Consider the following 22,343-nt stretch of genomic DNA (forward strand, 5'->3'; position numbering starts at 1 on the left):
GGGCTATTTCCTTAAAAATGGGGAGTGCAGAGGGGATCCCCCTCGCCGGTTTAGAGGGGGTGCTCAGGAGCGTTAGCTCCGTCGAAGGGGGAAGTAGTTCCCCCTAGCGAAGAACAAATTGCAAAGCAATTTTGTTCTCACAAGCAGAAGGGCATATAGCGCTTAGTTTTATAATAAATATAGAGTAGGAGGTGCTGCGATATGGCAATGAAAAAACAAAGACCTTTTGCTCTTTTTTTATGTCTATTATTATGTAGCTTTATTATATGGGGACCCATTTACTTTTTGGAATTCAAGCCTGGAGTCCAACAGGAAGATCCGATGTCAAATACAATCAAATGGAGGGGTGTCATTACCCTATGGGACTATCCTCACTTAGATGTGAGCAACGGTAGCCGTTACGGATGGATTGTAAGCAAAATTAAGGCTTTTGAAAAGGCGAATCCAGGGGTATATATAGAATTAAAGCCCATGGATTTAAAGACAGGCCCCCTAGAGTTGGAAACAGCCATACAAACAGGCACCTTTCCCGATATCGCACCCGTAGCCACTGATTTCGCTATCATAGATCGAGGTGTTTTAGAACCTGTCGATAAGTATTTAACCCATGAGGAGGAAGGGGACTATAAAACCCAGGCATTGAATGCAGTTCGTTACAATGGAAAAACCTGGGGTTTTCCTTCCATGATGACCACCTATACCATGCTTTTGAATTTGGATTTGTTTCAAGAAAAGGGTATTGATCCACCTAAAGATGGAAATTGGACCTATGAAGAATTCGTAGAAACCACAAAGGTCCTCACCTTTGATAAGAATGGAGATGGAAAAAACGATGTATATGGATTTAACTCCTTCATTGATTTAAATAGCTACAATACATGGGGAATTCTATTATCTGATGGGGCCCAGGTTTTTGATGACAGCTTGAATTATCGATTCAATGATGAAAGGGCAAAGAGCGGGTTAAAAAAATTGGTGGATCTAAAGCAGGTTTACGGGGTAACACCACCAAATTTTGGAGAAAATACAGAGAGAGAGGCTTGGGAGAGCTTTTATAAGGAGAAGAAGGTAGCCGTATATCCTGTGGGTACCTGGGCAATAAATGTATTAAACAACTTAAAGAATCAAGGACTAGGGTTTCAAATAGGCGCTGCCAATTATCCTATAGGGGAAAAGGGCATACCTATCTCCTTATCTAATAATGTGTCGGCCTATGGAATTTTTAAGCAAAAGGATCCCCAGAAGCTGGAGATGTGTGTAAAATTTTTAAAATTTGTTACAGCCGATGAATTTCAAAAGGACTTAAGCAGATTAGGCGTATTTCCTGTGAAAAAGAGCGGGGAAGATATTTATCAATTGGATCTACTTATGGCAACAGTTGAAAAGAGCTTGGCCTACTGTGAGAATCTACCCACTCATCCCAACTGGATGACTATTGATGGCATCCTGCAGAGTCAGATCCGTTTGGCTGTTCTAGGGAACAAAACGGTGGAGGATGCCCTTCGAGATGCCCAATTGAAGATCGAGACCTATAACAGGATTACCCAAGAGCAGTAACTGGGGAGAATAACCTTGTATTTCATCAATCAAAAAGGTATACTAATCATGACAAATGAAGGGATATAAGAGATCGATATGAGGAGTTGTTGGAATGACGATAAACGAAATTTATGAAAAATTGAAAGAAAAAATTCAAATAGAGCATATTCGAAAGAACGAGATGATGAAGGAACATACCTCCTTTAAAATAGGAGGACCCGCTGATATTATGATATTGGCCTCAACGGTGGAGGAAATTCAGCATGGGCTACGGGTCTGCAAAGAAAATAATATACCATACTATGTCATTGGGAATGGCAGCAATCTATTGGTGCGAGATAAGGGAATTAGAGGGGTTGTCATTAAAATTGCTGAGAACTTCAGTGAGGTTACTATAAGTGAAAATCATATTAAAGCCCAAGCGGGGATACTGCTGTCTGTCTTGGCTAAAAAGATTATGAGAGAAAGCCTTGAGGGTTTTGAATTTGCCAGCGGCATACCGGGTACTTTAGGAGGCGCTGCAGCTATGAATGCTGGAGCCTATGGTGGTGAGATGAAGGATGTAGTCACAGGTGCTTTGGTGCTGGACCATTGTTGTAATGTGATTTACTTAGATCGAGAGCAGCTGGAATTTGAGTATAGAAACAGCGTGATACAAAGGGAAGGCTATGTGGTATTGGAAACAGATATCGCCCTTCAAAAGGGTGATTATGAGCGTATCAAGGAAATCACAGCAGAGCTTACTGTGAAGAGAACAACAAAACAGCCCTTGCATCTGCCCAGTGCTGGTAGTACTTTCAAAAGACCGCCGGGATATTTTGCTGGAAAGTTGATAGAGGATGCTGGATTGAAGGGTGTACGGGTTGGAGATGCGCAAGTATCGGAATTGCATTCTGGTTTTGTAGTAAATGTGGGAAATGCCACGGCCGAAGATGTGATTCATCTTATCAAGTTGATTCAAAAGGTTGTACGAGATCAGTTTGGCGTGGAGCTTCATCCAGAAGTAAGGATTGTAGGTGAAGAATAGCTAAAAGAACAAACACTATAGTCGTCAATGATGCTTGACGAAGAGATAACGGAGTGAGAAAAATGAAGATTTTTGCAGATTATCATACCCATACCATCTATAGTCATGGAAAAGGGACCATCCAGGAGAATGTAGATGAGGCCATTCGAAAAGGTTTACGGGAAGTGGCGATTTCTGATCATGGACCTAGCCATGTAACCTATGGCGTTCGACGAAAAGACGTCAAGAAAATGCGGGAAGAAATCGATACGATCAACAAGGAAACGAATGAAATAAAGGTAAAATTAGGGATGGAAGGAAATATTATCAGTACAGACGGTAAAATTGATATTGATAAGGATATTCTAAAGGATTTAGATATGGTTTTGGTTGGTTATCATTTTGGTGCATTGCCCCATAGAATCTCCGACAGCTTTAACATCCATGTCAACAATGTGCTGGCGAAGTACCTGCCCTCAGTAGATAGAAAAGCTAGAGTTATTAACACAAAGGCTGTGATTGAAGCGGTATATAATAATTCTATTGATCTCATCACCCATCCTGGTTCGAAAGCTAATATTGATACAGCGGAACTGGCAAAGGCTGCTGCCAAGAGAAACACAGCCCTAGAAATTAACAGTAGCCATGGGCATCTCACAGTAGAGTATATAAAAGTAGCCATGAAAGAAGGGGTAAAATTTATTATCAGCAGTGATGCCCACAAACCTCAGGATGTTGGGAATGTAAAAGCTGGGATTGACCGTGCCGTGGCTGCTGGACTGAAGGTAGAGCAAATTTTAAATGCTGAAGAGTAGACAAAGGGGGGATATACAATGAAATTTGTAGTTATCACTGGACTGTCGGGAGCTGGAAAGAGTCAAGCGATGAAAAGCATGGAAGACCTTGGCTTTTATTGTGTGGATAATCTTCCCCCTTCATTGATCCCTAAATTTGCAGAGCTTTGTTTCCATGCAAAGGGTGATATTGAGAAAATAGCATTGGTGATCGATATTCGTGGGGGAAGATTCTTCGACGACCTGTTCGAGAGCCTTGATACCATTGAAAGAATGGGCTATCTCTATGAGGTCTTGTTTTTAGAAGCATCTGATGAGGTATTGATCAAGCGCTTTAAGGAAACCCGAAGAAACCATCCCTTGAGTCCTGAAGGAAGAATTATTGATGGTATTGAAGCGGAGAGAGAACGGTTAGCCCAATTGAAGGGAAAAGCTAAACACATTATAGATACCTCCAACCTTACATCAGCCCAGTTACGAGAAGAGATTCGAAAAATCTATCTAGAGGGTCTAAAAGCAGAAAATCTAACCATCTCTATACTGACCTTTGGATTTAAGAAAGGTCTTCCACTGGATGCAGATCTTGTATTTGATGTACGTTTCTTACCAAATCCACATTATATCGATGCTTTAAGAGATTATACAGGGCATGAGCCGGCTGTGAGAGAGTATGTAATGCAATGGCCCGAAAGCATTGCTTTTGTTGAAAAACTGAAGGATATGATTCACTTCTTGATTCCTTATTATATTAAAGAGGGAAAGACCCAATTGGTGATTGCCATTGGCTGCACAGGAGGAAAGCATCGATCGGTAACAGTGGCAAATATTTTATATGAGAGTTTGCTGGAGAAAGGACATCGTGTAACGATCAATCATAGAGATTCTGTAAGAACTGTAAGGGAGTAGATGGGTATGAACTTCTTTGATTGGTTGAAGCCAGGACTGGGAATCAAGCGATGGCTTTTGATGATGGTATTCGGTATCATCATCATTGGGTGGGGATTTTATCCTTTTTTATATGGCACATTGGATATAAGCACATCATGGAAATATCGTATGATGTTTCTTATTATCGGCTGTATACTTGTGATGATATCAGGTAAGCCGATCCGTTTATTTTTGATTCATTTGCTGGACTTGAGCTACACTGGCCTAGGAAACAGAAATCCCATGGACAGGGTTTCCAATGGAAAAAAGGTTCTGATGAGAGGACCGAAGGTAGTTGTTATCGGAGGTGGTACTGGATTGTCAGTACTCCTTCGCGGAATGAAGAAGTACACGTCCAACATCACCGCCATTGTCACTGTAGCCGATGATGGTGGTGGATCTGGAAAGCTGAGAGAAGACTTGGGTATGCTGCCACCAGGGGATATTCGGAACTGCATTTTGGCTTTAGCCAATACAGAGCCGAGTATGGAGCGACTTCTTCAATATCGATTTGAAGAGGGTTCTTTAAAAGGGCAAAGCTTTGGAAATCTTTTGATTGCCGCCATGAATGGCATCTCCGATAATTTTGAAGAGGCTATACGGAAGATGAATGATGTTTTGGCCGTGACAGGGAAAGTTTTACCTGTAACCTTGGAGGATGTTACCCTGTATGCAAAATTAAAGAATGGTAAGGTCATCAAAGGGGAATCTCAAATTCCTGTGAAGGTACGAGAATTGGATAGTGAGATTGAGCAGGTATTTATCAAGCCAGAAAATGCAAAATCCCTCCGTGAATGCGTGGAGGCCATTGCCAGTGGAGATGTAATTGTATTAGGGCCAGGCAGCTTATATACCAGTGTTATTCCCAATCTTCTGGTTCCAGATTTAGCCGATGCGATTAAACGTTCCAATGCGATTAAAGTGTATGTAGCCAATGTCATGACTCAGCCTGGTGAAACCGATGGATATAGTGTTTGGAAACATTTGGATGCCATTGTTCGCCATATGAAAGGCCAATCCATTGATTATGTTTTTGTGAACAATGAATTGATTTCAAAGGAAGTTCTTCACAAGTATGTGGAGGATGGAGCCGAGCCGGTTTGCTTGACACCTGAAGATCGAAGAATGATTGCCCAAATGGGAATTCATATTGTAGAAGGCCCCTTTGTGGAAGTAAAGAAGAAATACATTCGTCATGATGCAATCAATTTATCGGAACAAATTGTGAAGCTAGCACTAGAGGAGAAATATGCTACTGATAAACTGAGGATTTTTGATTATTACTACCTTCACGATAAATTAAAGAAAATAACAAAAATATAAAATATTATACAAGCGACACGATTTAGTGTCGCTTATATTTTTCACTAAGCATCTCGGAAATCAAAGCTGCTGCGGTTCTTTTTGTCAAAGTTTCTATATCGACTTCCAGTTCGATTTCATTAGAAAGCTTTTTAATGGTTTCCAACTGTCGTTTTGTAGGTGGATCATCGGGAATTGTATTTTGAATGGATTCCTTCCCGGCATCGAAGGGCAAATTGCTTTCTTCAAACTCTTTTAGATCCAGTTCTTCCAAAGCAGTCATACCGATATTGGTAAAATCTCTTAAGGCCCTTGCTTTTGCTCTGGTAGATGCCATACGGATGATATGGGGGGCGAGATTGCTGCGAACAGAATTAGGACTGGCATCGCCAAAATCGATGAAGCGCCTTCCGTTTGCTTCGACTGTTGCTTTGCATACAGCGGTGTTGTTATTATCCGCAGATGGAAACTGCAGCAGTTCAACAGATATGGAAGTCAATTCCTGTTGATGGGCAAGATCTAAGAGGCCTTCATAGGTGACAAAATTTTTCCCTTGAAGATTGATTACAAATTTTTCATTTAATGGCATAAGATCACCTGTCTTTTTTAAACATTTTATTATTATTTTGCTGATTTCTAGCTACAATAAACTAGGATAATAATGCTTTTATAGGGAGATATAAACTTTCGATATAATTTGACTTATTTCTGTGCTATAATGATTGGAGAAATAATGAATGAATACATAAAATTTGGCATTGGCAACATAAGGAGGACAAGATGAAGATTAAAAAATTTGGTGCCATACTTTGTGCAGCAGCCCTTATTTTTAGCGGTACATTTGCCTTTGGTGATACGGTAGACTCGATCAGTACATTCATAAAGAATGGGAAGATCGTTACTTATTCAGATTTTACAGAAGAAGATGATTTCAAAACAATTACGCCTATTGATCACCAGTACAATGAATATCAAAATTTTGCCCACGGATATTCTATAAAGTATCCCAACCATATGTATGTAGATGTATCCATTTCACCAGTAAAGACCTTGATCTATGATAAAGAGAAAAGCATAGAGATCTATTATGACAATTTTAAAGGAACATCAAATTCTGCTGCTGCTTATATTGGCTATAGCAATCGGTTCTTGAAAAATACCAAGGATCACTATAAGGAGTATGAAGATACTTTACATATTAATGGCATGAAAACCCACTTACTAAAATGGGATCGAGAAAAAATGTCAAAGATACCAAATGATAAAAACTACTATGTCAGTGCAGAAATCGTTAAGAATAGTCATGAAGTATATACTATCATCATAAAATCAGCGAAGCCTTTTGAAAGCTATGAAGAGTATATGGAACTTATCCAGAGCTTTCGGCTAATAGAAAAAAAAGGAACACCTCAGGTGCACTTAGACCAAGGGAGAACTTATCACGGCTTAAATGATGAGACAAAGGAATTTTATGACAAATATTTTAAAGATTCTAAGGAAACAAGATGGGGGATTTTTGAAAACACTGCACCTAGAGATTTTGGTTTTTTAAAGTCTTTGGAAGATCAGTTAGACTATACCTTTGATTTTTTGGTATTGTATCAATCCTTCTCCAGTGATGGATTTCCTATGGAAGAAATGAAAAATGCCTATGAGAACAATCGATATGTGGAATTGACCCTTCAGACAATGTATCTAGATGGTAGGGATAACAGCAGTGTGACCTACGACATACTACAGGGAGAATATGATAGCTATTTTCAGGAATATGCACGGCAGGCAAAGCTTTTTGGACATCCTATACTTTTCAGACTAAATAATGAAATGAATGGAGATTGGTGCGTATATTCCAGCTATTTTACATCAAAGGATCCAGAAATGTTTAAAGCGGTATGGAAATATGTTTATAATATTTTTAAGGATGCTGGTGTAGACAATGTACTGTGGGTATGGAATCCTCATGATGGTTCCTTTCCAAATTTCGCATGGAATCATGCCCTGAATTATTATCCAGGCGATGAATTTGTAGATATTATTGGCTTAACAGGATATAATGCAGGAACCTATTATCCAGGTGAAAAATGGAGAGGGTTTGATGAAATATATGTGCCCTTGTATGCGGAATATGATAAGATATTTAGCCAGCCATTTATGGTCACAGAATTTGGATCAAATTCTGTGGGTGGCGATAAAATCCAATGGATCCATGAGATGTTTGATTCTATGAAAAAATTCGATCGGATCAAGGTGGCCATTTGGTGGAATGGAATTGACTGGGATTCCCAAAGGAACCCTGCAAGAATTTATAGATTGGATCAAAGTCCAGAAATGATCGATACCTTCAGAAATAGACTAAAAGAATACAAGATAACTGAATAGTTCATGAAAGAAGTACAGAATGGATAGGTGTTCAGATCCAGCCTGTACTTTTTTATAGTATAAGAAAGTATATTTTCTTATACTATAAAAAAGCAGGGGTGCAGGGGAAGTATTCCCATGCCGCAGTCAGAGGAGTCCTCAGAAAGCTGCTTTGCAGCCGTCGAAGGGGAACTAGGTTCCCCTAGCGAAGCACACGTAGTGTGCCTTTTTTATTTGATCTTTAATAAAGTTATGTAGTAGCGAGAAGATTCATGGGTCTATAGAGAAACCATTTTACAAAACCTTGAATAAAATAGATTATGAATATATTTAAATTTAACATTGAAAGCACAGATGTATTATGATAACTTAATATATATATGTTTGTGGTAAGAAAATAGAATTGTTAGAAAAATAAATTGCAGTTTCAATATATTAAGGAGTGGACATTGTGAGGGAGGAAATAAGCTCTGGCGGTGTAGTTATTTTCGGAAATGCTATACTGCTGTTACGCAAATATAATGGAGACTGGGTATTACCAAAGGGAAAAGTAGAAGAACATGAAGATACAAGCACAGCAGCTGTTAGAGAGGTTCTTGAAGAAGGTGGCGTGAAGGCAGAGGTGCTGAAATATTTGGGAGAAATTCATTATTCTTTTAAAAATAGCTGGCAAAATCATGAGGTAGTAAATAAAACAGTTCACTGGTATTTGATGAAGGCAAGAAATATGGATTGTAATCCCCAAAAGGAAGAGGGCTTTATCGAAGCGCGATTTGTTCATATGAACAGAGCTGCTGAACTAGCAAAATACGATGACGAAAGAGATATTATCAGCAAGGCCATTCAGGCGATGAATAATTTATAAAGTTGAGACCTCACCAATGGTGAGGTCTTTCATATGCATAAAAATACGATGATTAATTATTTTCCAGGTATAAAGGTAGAGCATAGTGCATCATCGCTGGTATTTGCACGGTTAATATGCTTAGGATTTACTTCGATTTTGCTTGCATGACAATAATCGTTCTTATAAAACTTACAGTTGGAAACATGACACATTACTTCCATAGTTGGATGAGCTCCTGACTGCATTCGTTTACACCTCCTCATTTGGTTTCATATATATTGTGCACCATTTTTCTTTGAAAAAAACTGACCAAAAAAAGTTAGTAATCATTAAAATTTTACATTCCTAATCATATTTTCATAGATATTTACGTAAATTATGTTATAATATTAGAAATATATAAATGTTGCTTATTTATTCAAGAATTTCAAGCAGTGACTTTGAAGTGGGTGATAAAATGTCCTTTTCTATGGAAACAAAAAATGAACTGTCCCGGCTTATTCCTGAGGATTATTGTTGTCAATTGGCAGAGCTATCTGCTTTGATTCGAATGAGCGGAACCATTCAACTTGCAGGGTTTCAGAAAATGAATGTTCGAATTGCAACAGAAAATGCAGCTGTTGCTCGCAAAATCATCAAACTTCTTAAGACATGTTTTGGAATCCACACAGAGCTGATGGTTCGAAAAAATAGAGTGTTGAAGAAGAATAACAACTATATGATGGTGATCAACAACACTTCAGGTGCAAACGATATCCTACAAAAATTGGGAATATTAAGAAAAGAAGATGAACAGTTTTCCATAGATTATTCAATTCCCCAAGAGCTATTAAAGAAAAGATGCTGTAAAAGAGCCTATTTGAGAGGTGCTTTCTTGGGTGCGGGATCTGTCAGTGCCCCAGAGAAAACCTATCATCTTGAACTTGTGACCAGCAGTGAAGAACACAGTGAAGATTTAAAAAATTTAATAAATGAATTTGATTTGGGTGCAAAGATTGTCCAGCGGAAGAATAGCTATGTGGTATATCTGAAGGAAGGAGATCAGATTGTAGACCTTTTAAATATTATCGGAGCCCATAATGCATTGTTAAATTTGGAGAATATAAGAATTGTGAAACAAGTGAGAAATAATGTCAATAGAATTGTGAATTGCGAGACTGCTAATTTAAGCAAAATTGTCAATGCTTCCATACGGCAAATTGAAAATATTGAATATATTGAAAAAACCCATGGGTTCAAAATCTTGCCCGATGGCTTAAGGGAAATTGCCGAGCTTCGTTTGGAATTCAAAGAAGCAAGCTTGAAAGAATTAGGACAAATGCTTACACCACCTGTAGGAAAATCAGGGGTGAATCATAGATTGAGAAAAATTGAGAAAATTGCGGAAAAAATAAAGCAAAAAGAGGGGGATGTATAGTAATGACCACAAGGGAAGTAACAATTGTCAATAAGCTTGGTCTTCATGCGAGACCTGCAGCATTATTTGTACAAATGGCGAATAAGTTTACATCAGATATTACCGTAGAAAAAGGATCAAAAAGAATTAATGCAAAAAGCATCATGGGAATTATGTCTTTAGGTGCTGGAAAAGGAGATGTCATCACCTTGATGGTCGAGGGACCAGATGAGGAAGAGGCGATTCTTGAACTAGTGGATCTTATTGAGAATAAATTGTTAGAGCTATAAACTACCCAATAATGGGTAGTTTTTTTACCCAAAAAATAAGGTGGCAGCCCTAGAAAAAATAAAGAAATATAAAGGAATAAACGATAAAGTGTCGAATTTGTAATTAGCTTTAAATTACCATCAATTTCCCGGAGGACATCATGTATAAGATCAAGGTAGACTTTTTAATAAATGGCATGATCTTGGCAAAAAATATTTATGACTGTGATGGTACCATTTTGCTTGCAGCCGGTGTACGCATAAGGGATAGTTATATAACCAAACTCAAAGAACTTCAAATTGACGAGGTATATATACAAGCAGAAGAAACTGCAGATATGGTGATAGAAGATATCATACATGAGCAAAATAGATTGGAAGCAAGAAAGCTAGCCAAAACCATAATGGAAAACATCAGAATGGGAAATAACATTGAAATGAAGGAAATATACAGACGTGTCAATTTGATCATCGATGACTTGCTGAATCATCGAAATGTAATGGTTCAACTCTGTGATATTCGTACAGTAGATGATTATACCTTTGCTCATTCTGTAAATGTATGTGTGTTATCCATTATAACAGGTATTTCCATGGGCTATAATCATCAAAGGCTTAGGGATTTGGGAGTAGGTGCCTTGCTCCATGATATTGGAAAAATGCAAATTGCAGATACTATATTGAATAAGCCTGGTGAACTGAATGAAGATGAATTCGATGTAATTAAAAAGCATTCAGATTTAGGGTATGCCCTTTTATGTGAAATTCCAGATATCGCGATAGATGTAAAAATCGTTGCTTTGACGCATCATGAACGCTATGATGGCAGCGGTTATCCCTTTGGGAAGAAGTCAGAGGAAATTCATGAGTTTTCAAGGATAGTGGCGGTTGCCGATGTCTATGATGCCCTAACCAGCGATCGTGTATATAAGCAGAAAATATTACCCCATCAAGCAATGGAATATTTAATAGCCATGGCTGGGCATCTCTTCGATCCAGAGATTGTCAAAGCTTTTATTCGATACATAGCCGTCTATCCCCTTGGTTACATCGTGGCGTTGAGCTCAGGGGAAAGGGGCATCATTATTGATTCAAATCATCAATTTCCAACGCGACCCAAAATTAGGGTTGTCTATGATGCGCAAGGCCAAAAATGTACCGAGAGAAGAGAATTAGATTTAATGGAGCATACATCCATCATGATTACAGATGTATTAGAAAAACTATGGTAGATTTGATATAATATTAGGTATGAACAATGTTTCATGCCTTTTTATTTTTGTAATTGGCTCAGTGAATACTCCATGTTGATATTCTGCCAGAAGCTTAAAAGAGGTGATAAATAGATGACAAAGAATGAACAGATTCTATCCTATATAAAAAGTCTTCCATTAGGAGGCAAAATATCTGTAAGACAGATTGCTCAAGATATGGATGTCAGCGAAGGAACAGCTTATAAGGCTATTAAGGATGCAGAGCTAGAAGGAGTTGTCAGTACAATACCAAGGGTAGGTACGATACGGGTAGAAAAGGTTGAAGATAAGAGAATACAGCAGCTGACCTTTGCGGAGATTATCAATATTGTGGAAGGTCAAGTGATCGGCGGTCATGAGGGAATTTATAAAACCATTCGAAAATTTGTGATCGGTGCCATGGCCTTAGAAGAAATTGCAAGGTATATTTCAGAGGGTGACCTGCTCATTGTGGGAAACAGAGACGATGTGCACCGGCTTGCATTGGACAAAGGCTGTGCCATTCTAATTACGGGAGGCTTTTCCTGTAAGGAAGAAATAAAGCGAATAGCTGCTGAAAAAAAGCTTCCTATCATTTCGACAAGCTATGATACGTTTACAATTACCTCCATCATCAACCGCGATATCCAGGAAAAGCTAATTCGTAAGCAAATACTCCTGGCAGAAGGTATCATGCCTAAAAAATTACATTATCTAGAAAATAGCTATAAAGTACGGGATATGAAACGGGTGATGAAGCAAACAGGACATAGCAGATTTCCAGTGGTAGATAAAAATATGCACGTGATAGGAGTTGTCACACCCCGGGATATCGCGGGGGTTGATGATGATGAGTGGATTAGCAGCCATATGACGGAAAATCCTATCATTATCGACAGAACAACCTCTGTTGCCTATGTATCCCATGTCATGATCTGGGAAGGTATTGAAATGGTTCCTGTTGCGGATGGGAAAAAGCTGGTGGGTGTAGTAACGCGCCAAGACGTTATTCGAGGGCTTCAGTATATAAGAAGCCAGCCCCATCTTGGAGAGTCCTTTGAAGATATATTATTGAATCATTGCAAGATGGAAGAAACGGAAAAAGGCGTGATGATGACTGGAGAGATCACACCCATGATGCTTAATGAATTAGGAATTGCCAGTGCAGGAGTTTTAGTTATGCTCATGTCTACAGCAGGATATCTGGCGATTAAAAAGCATAAGCATCTTGACAGTGTATTGGATAGCTTTATGATCTACTTTATCAAACCATTACAGATGGAGAGCAAGATTGAGATTCAAGCGGAGATCATCAATATGGGGAGAAAATTTTATAAAGTTGATATCTCTGTTTTTCATGAAAAGGAAATTGTTTCAAAAGCCATGATGTCAGCGAAGCTGCTGAAAAAATAATCTAAGGGAGAAAGGAGGCGCCTATGAAAGATTTTGTTCATCTCCACCTTCATACAGAGTATAGTTTATTAGATGGATTCGCAAGAATTTCTCAATTGATGAAGCTGGTAAAGGAACTGGGTATGAAAGCAGTGGCCATTACGGATCACGGTTCCATGTTTGGGGTCATTGATTTTTACAAACAAGCTAAAAAACATGGCATTAAGCCCATCATTGGTTGTGAGGTATATACATCGGCCAGAACCATGTATGATAAGGATCCTGTAAAGGATAAGAACCAAGGACACTTGGTTCTTTTGGCAAAGGATATGACAGGATATAAAAATATCATGAAGCTGGTTTCCATGGCTTATATTGATGGTTTTTATTATAAACCCAGAATTGATTTATCCCTATTGGAAAAGCACAGTGAAGGAATTATTGCCCTAAGTGCGTGCTTGGCTGGAAGTATTCAACGGGAGTTGATGAATGATAATTATGAGGGTGCCAAAAAGGAAGCCCTCAGATTAGAGAACATATTTGGAAAGGGCAATTTCTATCTAGAACTCCAGGATCATGGCATTGAGGAACAACAAAAGGTAAACCACGGATTGATGAGGTTAAGTAAAGAAATCGATATTCCATTGGCAGCTACTAATGATGTGCATTATCTCAAAAAAGAAGATGCCCATGTCCATGATGTACTGCTGTGCATTCAGACAGGAAAAACCTTGGAGGATCAAGAACGTTTGAAGTTTCCTTCTGAGGAATTTTACGTAAAGTCACCAGAAGAAATGGTAAAACTTTTTCCCTATGCACCAGAAGCCATAGAAAATACTGTAAAGATCGCTGAATTATGCAATGTGGAATTCGACTTTAATCAGATTCACCTACCGAAATATGATGTGCCCGATGGATATGATGAGAAAAAATATTTGAGAGAGCTTTGCTATAAAGGACTGGAAGAAAGATATGGGGATTATGGTCAGGAATTGGTAGACCGACTGGATTATGAGTTAAATACTATCGAAAACATGGGTTATGTGGAGTATTTTCTCATCGTGTGGGATTTCATACGCTATGCTAAAGAACATAATATCATGGTAGGGCCTGGTCGTGGTTCCGCCGCAGGCAGCATTGTGGCATATACTTTGGGGATTACGGATATTGATCCCATAAAATATAACCTCATTTTTGAGAGATTTTTAAATCCAGAAAGAATCAGCATGCCTGATATTGATATTGATTTTTGTTTTGAAAGAAGACAAGAGGTTATCGACTATGTAATACGAAAGTATGGGCAGGAGAAGGTTGCACAAATCATTACTTTTGGAACCATGGCGGCCCGAGCTGCCATTCGGGATGTAGGAAGAGCTTTAAATTTACCATACGCCAGGGTGGATCAGATTGCGAAACAGATCCCCTTCCAATTGGGTGTAACTATTGACAAGGCATTAGAACTAAACAAGAGCTTAAAGGATCTGTATGATGAGGACCAAGAAGCTAAATATTTGATAGATGCAGCCAGGGCTGTGGAGGGGATGCCAAGACATGCCTCTACCCATGCAGCAGGTGTAGTAATTTCTAAAGAGGCTGTGGATGAGTATGTGCCCCTCTACATGCATGACAATGGCATCACCACCCAGTTTACCATGGGGACATTGGAAGAACTGGGATTATTAAAGATGGATTTCTTGGGTTTAAGGAATCTTACGGTAATACGGGATGCCTTGGACTTGATTGAGAAAAACTATGGTATCAAAATTGATTTTTCAAAAATGGATTATGATGATAAGAAGGTTTATGAGATGATCAGCCGCGGCGACACCTTAGGGGTCTTCCAGTTGGAGAGTTCTGGCATGCGTCAATTTATGAAGGATTTGAAGCCTGACTGCTTTGAGGATATTATCGCGGGCATCTCACTTTTTAGACCGGGCCCTATGGATTCTATTCCGAAATATATTGCCTATAAAAATAATCCTACTGCGGTGAAGTACCTTCATCCGAAGCTGGAGCCCATCCTGAATGTTACCTATGGCTGTTTGGTTTATCAGGAGCAGGTAATGCAAGTGGTGAGAGACTTAGGCGGGTATTCCTATGGACGCAGTGACTTGGTTCGCCGGGCCATGGGAAAGAAGAAGATGGATGTGATGGAGCAGGAACGACAATATTTCATCTATGGCAAAGAAGATGAGAACGGAAATCTAGAGAACCCAGGGTGTATTCGAAATGGTGTACCGGAGGAGATTGGGAACCAGATTTTTGACGATATGATTGATTTTGCCAAGTATGCCTTTAATAAATCCCATGCGGCGGCCTATGCTGTTCTAGGATATGAGACTGCCTATTTGAAATACTACTATCCTGTAGAGTTTATGGCGGCATTGATTACCAGTGTCATGGGGAATGCTTCCAAGGTGGCTCAATATATTCAGGATTGTAAAAAGTTAGGTATTGAAATATTGCCTCCCAGTGTGAATGAAAGTTATGGGAAGTTCACTGTGGAAGGCGGGAAAATTAGGTTTGGTTTGATGGCTGTCAAAAACGTGGGTTTATCAGTTATTGAAGCGATTGTGACGGCGAGGGATCAAAAAGGTAAGTTTGTTAGCTTTATGGATTTTTGTGATAAGGTAGACACAAAAGAAATGAACAAGCGAGCCATTGAAAGCCTCATTAAATGTGGTGCCTTTGACCATATGGGCGCAAACCGAGCCCAGCTTTTGGCTATTTATGAAAAGGTGCTGGATGGAATTCATCAGGATCGGAAACGGAATATTGATGGACAGGTATCTCTCTTCAGTGCCTTTGAAGAGGTGATACCGCAGACCATGGGAGAAGAAATGCTTCCCAAAGTGGCGGAATTCCAATTAAAGATTCTTTTGATGATGGAAAAGGAAATGTTGGGATTGTACATCAGTGGACATCCATTGGCTGAATTTGCTGAGGAAATCAAAGAAATCTCTACCGTGAGCACCGGAGAGTTGATGGAGTTAAAGGAAGATTTTGAAAACAGTGACTTAGAAGATGGATCCTTCGTCCGCATTGCGGGTTTGATTGTTCATCGACAGAATAAAGTAACAAAGAACAACAACATGATGGCATTTTTGAACCTGGAGGATTTATTTGGATCTGTGGAAGTCCTTGTATTTCCAAATGTCTACGAAAAACATGTGAGCCTTCTGACGGAGGATAGTGCCGTGGTGATTGACGGTAGGATCAATATGAAAGAAGATGAGGAACCTAAAATTATTGCAGAAAAAATAGTACCCTTGGTGAAAAAAAACAAAGGGGAAGGGGCTGCTGCTTCTGCAAAAGTCCCGGGACAGAAACTCTCTTTAAAAATCAGTAAGGAAAAAGGTATGCACATGCTGGAACAGATTAAGCCGACTTTAAGCAAGTGGAAGGGAGATATACCTGTCTATCTCTATGTGGAGGGAGAAGATTCCAAGCTTGTGAAAATGAAGGCGGAGAAGAATCTGTGGGTAGAATTGAATCCCAGCTTATTAGAGGAATTAGCCCAACTACTAGGGCGTGATTGTATCAAAGTGAGTTAATCATATGTTGCTATTTTAAGAACAGGGTGTGTTTATACCCTGTTCTTTCTATTTGTGATCAAGTTCCCATTTAAAATTGGCACAGGACAAAGGGGAAGATAATATACTGATAATGGTAAGCGTATTTCAGATGTTGAATATGAACCCATATGTGTGCAGTATAGCTTGGGCGAGTGAAAGAGGGGAGGTACCACAACATGGAAGAAGGAATTCATATTATGATTGACCACAAAGAAAGCGTCGAAATACAAAAAGGGATGACACTTTTGGAACTGAGCAATACATATAAACATCAATATGGAACACCCATTGTGGCAGCGAAAGTGAATAATGATCTGAAAGAACTAAATTATGTTGTAAACGAAGCCGCAAACATTGAATTTATCGATTTAACAAAAATCGACGGTATACGGATCTACCAAAGGAGCCTGGTGTTTGTATTTATTCGGGCAGCCATGGAAATACTGCCAGACAGCAAGGTCACCATTGAGCATTCACTCAGTCGAGGATTATATTGTGAAATTCACTACAAGCGACCCATCTACGAATCAGATGTTTTAGAGATTGAGGCGAGGATGAAGGAGATCGTTGAACGGGATGAGCCCATTACAAAAAATAACACGACCATTGAGGAGGCGAAGGAGATCTTTGCAGAATGGCATCTTGATCCTAAAATTAAGCTCCTTGATTATAAGACCATAACTGATATCAATATTTATTCCTGTGGATGGCTGAAAAATTATTTCTATGGATATATGGTACCGAGCACGGGCTATCTAAAGCTATTCAAACTAAAGTACTACATGCCAGGTATTATTTTAATCCATCCGGAAAAATCCAATCCAAATCAATTGCCTGAGTATCATGAACAGCATAAAATGGCTGCCATTTTTAAGGAATCTGCCAATTGGGCGAAAATTATGAACGTGGAGTATGTGGCCAGTTTGAATCACTTGATTGAGCACAAAAAACATGGTGAAATCATCCGCGTTGCCGAGGCCCTTCATGAAAAAAAAATAGCTCATATTGCAGATCTAATTACCCAAAAAAAGAAAAGAATCGTGCTGATTGCTGGGCCATCCTCCTCTGGGAAAACTACATTTGCGCAAAAGCTCATCGTTCAGCTAAAGGTGAATGGCTTAAATCCTGTATCCCTATCAACCGACGATTATTTCGTCAATCGAGAACTCACACCAAGGGATGAAAAGGGTGAGTATAATTTTGAAGCATTGGAAGCGGTGGATGTAGACTTGTTTAATGAGCACCTTACGAAACTCATCCTTGGTGAAGTCGTGGAAATCCCAAGCTTTAATTTTCAAAAGGGCATTCGTGAATATAAGGAGCGTTTCTTAAAAGTAAAAGAGGATCAACCCATTATCATTGAAGGAATTCATGGACTGAATGAGCGGTTGACGGAAGATATTCCCCATGACAAGAAATTCAAGATATATATCAGTGCATTAACCCAATTAAACATCGACGATCATAACAGGATCAATACCACAGATACACGATTGATCAGAAGAATTATAAGAGATAATAAATATCGTGGGAAAACTGCTCTGGATACATTAAAACTATGGGAATCGGTTCGCAGAGGAGAAGAAAAGTATATTTTCCCTTACCAAGAAGATGCTGATATCATGTTCAATTCATCCTTAATCTACGAGTTGGCTGTTTTAAAAAAGCATATTGAACCCCTTCTATTGGAGATAAGCATGGAAGAGAAGGAATATTCTGAGGCAAAGCGGCTTCTTAAATTTTTAAGCTATTTTCTATCGATTGTAGATGATTGCCTCATCCCCAAAAACTCATTGATTCGTGAGTTTATCGGTGGAAGCTGGTTCTATGAGTAACATAATGATGAATACAGAGATGAGAGCAACGAATATCCGTTGCTTTTGTCTTTATTGGAGATCAAAAGCACGGGCTTTATGCGGAGATATCGTAATGAAGAAAAATAATAATGGAAAGACTATAATAAAAAGTAACACCTTTCTTGATACGGATGATATAATCTATACATAGAAAGGACATTATTTTACAGAATATATAGTACCGATATTGAAATTAACTTGATTTTAGATTAAAATATAAACAAAATTACTACTCCAAAGAGGAGGGCCTATGGATGTGGACTGTTGTATATATGGCACATAGTCAAGAAGACGCGGATAAGATTAAGACTACCTTAAGCGAAGAAGGATTTTTAGTAAAAATTAGGCCGATCGGTAAGGAAGAAAATCGGGTATATGAAGTACTGGTACCGAATGGGGAAGTAGAGGAAGTACACGAGGTTTTAATTGACCTAGGCTTATAAGAAAGAGCTATACTAAGGGAAAGACCTTTTTTAAAAGGGACTTTCCCTTAAGAAATGTTTAGAAATATCTGAATACATAGTATTAAGAAAGGGGACTCGAAAGAACATGCGAAAAATTGGGGTGCTAACAAGTGGTGGTGATTCACCAGGAATGAATGCCGCCATAAGAGCTGTGGTGAGATCAGCCATCTATCATGATATAAAAGTGGTAGGGATTAAAAGAGGTTATGAGGGACTCATCAATGGAGACATTGAAGATATGAATCTATCCTCGGTGGCAGATATCATTCATCGTGGCGGTACCATGCTGAGAACTGCAAGAAGCGATGAGTTTAGAACAGAAAAAGGATTTAATAAGGCTTTAAATGTCATCAAGATCTTCGGTATAGAAGGGATTGTGGTAATTGGAGGCGATGGTTCATTCAAGGGAGCAGAGAAACTGAGTCAAGCTGGTATAAGTACCGTTGGTTTGCCAGGTACCATCGACAACGATTTGGCCTATACTGACTATACCATTGGATTTGACACAGCAGTCAACACGGTGGTCAATGCCATCAGTAACATTAGAGATACATCCACTTCCCATGGAAGAGCCAACATTGTGGAGGTAATGGGAAGACATTGTGGAGATATTGCCCTTTATGCAGGATTGGCTGGCGGTGCAGAAAGTATTATCGTACCAGAAGAGCCGTTTTCCATCGATGAGATCTGCAAAAGACTGATTCAAGGAAGAAATCGTGGAAAGCTACATAGCATTATTATTCTGGCTGAGGGTGTACTGAATGATGCCAACGAGCTTGCGAAGGCCATTGTAGAGAAAACGGGCGCAGATACAAGACTGACAACCCTAGGGCATATACAAAGGGGCGGAAGTCCAACAGCTTTTGACAGAAATCTGGCAAGCCGTATGGGTGGCAGAGCAGTGCAACTGATGATGGAAAACAAAACCAGCCGTGTTGTGGGCATCAAAGGTAATGAAATTATTGATTTAGATATTTCAGAAGCTCTTTCCATAAAGAAAGAAATCAATAAAGATATGTTTGAATTGGCAAAAATATTATCAATTTAGAAAATGAGGAGGGACATGGATGAGAAAGACAAAAATTGTATGTACCATAGGGCCAGCTAGTGAGAAAAAGGATGTATTGGAAAAGATCATCCTCCAAGGAATGAATGTGGCTCGTTTAAATTTTTCTCATGGAAGTCATGAAGAGCATTTAAAGCGTATTGAGGTAGTGAAGGAAGTAAGGGGAGAATTAGGTTTGCCTGTGGCCATATTATTGGATACCAAGGGACCAGAAATCAGAACAGGAAACTTTAAAGATGGAGAGGCTTTCCTGCAAGAGGGAAAAGAGTATACCCTGACTACAAGAGATCTTCCAGGTGATGAAAATATCTGTACGATTTCCTATAAAGAACTTCCTCAGGATGTAAAAAAGGGAGATAGCATTCTGATCGATGATGGTTTGATCTGTCTAGAGGTGTTAGAAGTCATTGAAAATACAGACATTAAATGTTCAATAAAAAATTCGGGTACGGTAAAGAACCACAAGGGCGTAAATGTCCCGGGGGTAAAAATCAATTTACCAGCCATTACGCAGAAGGATACCGATGATATTGTGTTTGGTATCCAAAATGATATCGACTTCATAGCGGCATCCTTTGTAAGAAAAGCTTCCGATGTATTAGAAATTAGAAAAATTTTAGAAGCCCATAATGCTGGAGATATCCAGATTATATCGAAGATCGAAAACCAAGAGGGTGTAGACAACATCGACGAAATCATCGAAATATCCGATGGAATTATGGTAGCCAGAGGAGACCTGGGCGTTGAGATCCCAACAGAACAAGTACCATTGGTGCAAAAGATGATTATCAAAAAGTGCAATGCAGTAGGTAAGCCAGTCATTACAGCCACTCAGATGCTTGATTCCATGATTCGTAATCCAAGACCTACCAGAGCAGAGGTAACTGATGTGGCCAATGCCATTTTTGATGGAACAGATGCCATCATGCTATCTGGAGAGACAGCCGCAGGAAAGTATCCTATTGAAGCGGTAAGTACCATGGCCAATATTGCAAAAACTACAGAGGCCTCCCTTAATTATGAGCAGATTTTGAAAGAAAAGGGAATCGGTAAGGACAAAACCATTACAGATGCTATCAGCCATGCTACTTGTACGACTGCGCAAGATTTAGGGGCATCAGCCATTATCACAGCGACTTCATCAGGCCATACAGCAAGAATGGTTTCCAAGTTTAGACCAAAGGCACCGATCATTGCTACGACGACAGGGCAAAAAGTAGCTAGAAAGTTAGCTTTGACATGGGGCACTTATCCTGTGGTGATTCGAGAAGCAAAATCTACCGACGAAGTATTTGATGCAGCAATCCAGAAATCCCTTGATACAGGTCATATCAAAGGCGGAGATTTGATCGTTATTACTGCAGGCGTACCTGTAGGTGTGGCTGGTACAACAAATACGATCAAGGTTCATATTGTAGGTGAAATCCTAGTAAAGGGTATGGGTGTCGGTAAAAACTCTGCCGTTGGCAAGGTGTCCATCGTGAACAATGTTGAAGAGGCAGAAACTAAATTCAATGACGGTGACATATTGGTTGCCGTAGCTACTGACAAAGACATGGTGAAGTACATGGAAAGAGCAGCAGCCATCATTGTTGAAGAAGGCGGATTGACCTCCCATGCAGCCATCGTTGGCTTACATTTAGGTATTCCTGTGATTGTGGGCACCGCCAATGCTACGACCATATTAAAAGATGAAATGATGGTAACCGTTGACAGCATCAGAGGATTGGTGTACCAAGGAAAAGCCAGGGTATTATAAAAATTTTAGAAGTAGAAGTGCACAGCCGAACCGATAAAGGTTCGGCTGTTTGCATAAGCTTATAAATAGGATATAATCAAATAGTAGGTTATATGTCCTAGGAAAAGGGTATTGAATATCAAGGAGGTGCATAAGATGTATGTAAATGACGCATGGATTCGTGTAAGATATGAGGAAACCGACCAGATGGGTGTTGTATACAATGGCAATTATTATACCTGGTTTGAAGTGGGCAGATCAGAGTTTTTTCGATCCTTGGGATATACCTATGCCCAGATGGAGAGAGAAGGAATGATTTTGCCAGTTATTGAAAGCGGCTGTATCTATAAAACACCTGCAAAATATGATGATGAAATATTGATCAGAACAACAATCAAAGGATTGAAGGGTATACGGATAGAATTTCAGTATGAAGTCATTCATAAAGAAGATGGAGAGTTATTGGCTACGGGAAAAACGATTCATGCTTTTGTTGACAAAAGCCTAAAACCAGTAAATTTTAAGAAGATGAATCCAAAAATATGGGAGATTCTACAAGATTGCATGAAAGAGGTGGAGTGA

General features: G+C 39.3%; 19 protein-coding genes. 17 read left to right on the plus strand and 2 right to left on the minus strand.

The features are described 5' to 3' along the window. The first annotated feature begins 201 nt into the window (after nt 1-201). From HNQ80_RS09360 to HNQ80_RS09380, 5 genes are all read left to right on the plus strand, one after another. Complete coding sequence (locus HNQ80_RS09360) at nt 202-1,557, plus strand: ABC transporter substrate-binding protein (RefSeq protein WP_243183098.1); 1,356 nt, start codon at nt 202-204, stop codon at nt 1,555-1,557. Between the two features lie 94 nt (nt 1,558-1,651). Further along, nucleotides 1,652-2,566, plus strand: a complete 915-nt coding sequence (murB, locus tag HNQ80_RS09365) for a UDP-N-acetylmuramate dehydrogenase (protein ID WP_184310381.1) — start codon at nt 1,652-1,654, stop codon at nt 2,564-2,566. Nucleotides 2,567-2,628: 62 nt separating this feature from the next. Further along, on the plus strand, nt 2,629-3,360 hold the full coding sequence (locus HNQ80_RS09370) for a PHP domain-containing protein (RefSeq protein ID WP_184310382.1): 732 nt from the start codon (nt 2,629-2,631) through the stop codon (nt 3,358-3,360). An 18-nt stretch (nt 3,361-3,378) separates the two neighbouring features. Continuing rightward, nucleotides 3,379-4,245 (plus strand): RNase adapter RapZ, encoded by an 867-nt coding sequence (rapZ, locus tag HNQ80_RS09375; protein WP_184310383.1) that lies wholly within the window; start codon nt 3,379-3,381, stop codon nt 4,243-4,245. A gap of 6 nt (nt 4,246-4,251) precedes the next feature. Further along, nucleotides 4,252-5,589 (plus strand): gluconeogenesis factor YvcK family protein, encoded by a 1,338-nt coding sequence (locus HNQ80_RS09380; RefSeq protein WP_184310384.1) that lies wholly within the window; start codon nt 4,252-4,254, stop codon nt 5,587-5,589. Between the two features lie 22 nt (nt 5,590-5,611). Here HNQ80_RS09380 and HNQ80_RS09385 read toward each other — a convergent pair whose 3' ends face one another. Beyond that, nucleotides 5,612-6,157 carry a hypothetical protein gene (locus HNQ80_RS09385; protein ID WP_184310385.1) on the minus strand — a complete coding sequence of 182 codons (546 nt, stop codon included), beginning with the start codon at nt 6,155-6,157 and terminating at the stop codon, nt 5,612-5,614. Between the two features lie 191 nt (nt 6,158-6,348). Between HNQ80_RS09385 and HNQ80_RS09390 the strand changes: the two genes are divergently transcribed. Both HNQ80_RS09390 and HNQ80_RS09395 read left to right on the plus strand, forming a co-directional pair. After that, nucleotides 6,349-7,947: a glycoside hydrolase family 26 protein gene (locus tag HNQ80_RS09390; protein WP_184310386.1), complete on the plus strand. Its 1,599-nt coding sequence runs from the start codon at nt 6,349-6,351 to the stop codon at nt 7,945-7,947. 430 nt (nt 7,948-8,377) lie between these two features. Continuing rightward, nucleotides 8,378-8,791 (plus strand): NUDIX hydrolase, encoded by a 414-nt coding sequence (locus tag HNQ80_RS09395; RefSeq protein ID WP_184310387.1) that lies wholly within the window; start codon nt 8,378-8,380, stop codon nt 8,789-8,791. A 56-nt stretch (nt 8,792-8,847) separates the two neighbouring features. Here HNQ80_RS09395 and HNQ80_RS09400 read toward each other — a convergent pair whose 3' ends face one another. Further along, nucleotides 8,848-9,018, minus strand: coding sequence for a DUF1540 domain-containing protein (locus HNQ80_RS09400; protein WP_184310388.1), 171 nt, complete (start codon nt 9,016-9,018; stop codon nt 8,848-8,850). 212 nt (nt 9,019-9,230) lie between these two features. On the opposite strand from HNQ80_RS09400, the gene whiA reads away from it, so the two are divergent. The 10 genes from whiA (at nt 9,231) to HNQ80_RS09450 (ending at nt 22,343) form a co-directional block, all read left to right on the plus strand. Continuing rightward, nucleotides 9,231-10,190 carry a DNA-binding protein WhiA gene (gene whiA, locus HNQ80_RS09405; RefSeq protein ID WP_184310389.1) on the plus strand — a complete coding sequence of 320 codons (960 nt, stop codon included), beginning with the start codon at nt 9,231-9,233 and terminating at the stop codon, nt 10,188-10,190. A 2-nt stretch (nt 10,191-10,192) separates the two neighbouring features. Next, nucleotides 10,193-10,459 carry an HPr family phosphocarrier protein gene (locus tag HNQ80_RS09410; RefSeq protein WP_184310390.1) on the plus strand — a complete coding sequence of 89 codons (267 nt, stop codon included), beginning with the start codon at nt 10,193-10,195 and terminating at the stop codon, nt 10,457-10,459. Nucleotides 10,460-10,599: 140 nt separating this feature from the next. After that, a complete protein-coding gene (locus tag HNQ80_RS09415) occupies nt 10,600-11,670 on the plus strand; it encodes an HD-GYP domain-containing protein (protein ID WP_184310391.1) in 1,071 nt (356 codons plus the stop codon). A 114-nt stretch (nt 11,671-11,784) separates the two neighbouring features. Then, nucleotides 11,785-13,083: a DRTGG domain-containing protein gene (locus HNQ80_RS09420; protein WP_184310392.1), complete on the plus strand. Its 1,299-nt coding sequence runs from the start codon at nt 11,785-11,787 to the stop codon at nt 13,081-13,083. Nucleotides 13,084-13,106: 23 nt separating this feature from the next. Continuing rightward, nucleotides 13,107-16,616 carry a DNA polymerase III subunit alpha gene (locus HNQ80_RS09425; protein WP_184310393.1) on the plus strand — a complete coding sequence of 1,170 codons (3,510 nt, stop codon included), beginning with the start codon at nt 13,107-13,109 and terminating at the stop codon, nt 16,614-16,616. A 197-nt stretch (nt 16,617-16,813) separates the two neighbouring features. Then, on the plus strand, nt 16,814-18,472 hold the full coding sequence (locus tag HNQ80_RS09430; protein WP_184310394.1) for a nucleoside kinase: 1,659 nt from the start codon (nt 16,814-16,816) through the stop codon (nt 18,470-18,472). 275 nt (nt 18,473-18,747) lie between these two features. Continuing rightward, the gene (locus HNQ80_RS09435; RefSeq protein WP_184310395.1) at nt 18,748-18,936 is read left to right on the plus strand and encodes a hypothetical protein; all 189 of its coding nucleotides are present in this window, start codon (nt 18,748-18,750) and stop codon (nt 18,934-18,936) included. Nucleotides 18,937-19,042: 106 nt separating this feature from the next. Next, nucleotides 19,043-20,005 (plus strand): 6-phosphofructokinase, encoded by a 963-nt coding sequence (gene pfkA / locus HNQ80_RS09440; RefSeq protein ID WP_184310396.1) that lies wholly within the window; start codon nt 19,043-19,045, stop codon nt 20,003-20,005. A 19-nt stretch (nt 20,006-20,024) separates the two neighbouring features. Then, complete coding sequence (gene pyk, locus HNQ80_RS09445; protein ID WP_184310397.1) at nt 20,025-21,782, plus strand: pyruvate kinase; 1,758 nt, start codon at nt 20,025-20,027, stop codon at nt 21,780-21,782. 135 nt (nt 21,783-21,917) lie between these two features. Then, nucleotides 21,918-22,343, plus strand: coding sequence for an acyl-CoA thioesterase (locus HNQ80_RS09450; protein WP_184310398.1), 426 nt, complete (start codon nt 21,918-21,920; stop codon nt 22,341-22,343).

The sequence above is a fragment of the Anaerosolibacter carboniphilus genome (genome assembly GCF_014205875.1).
In the GTDB taxonomy this organism is placed as follows: Bacteria; Bacillota; Clostridia; order Peptostreptococcales; family Thermotaleaceae; genus Anaerosolibacter; species Anaerosolibacter carboniphilus.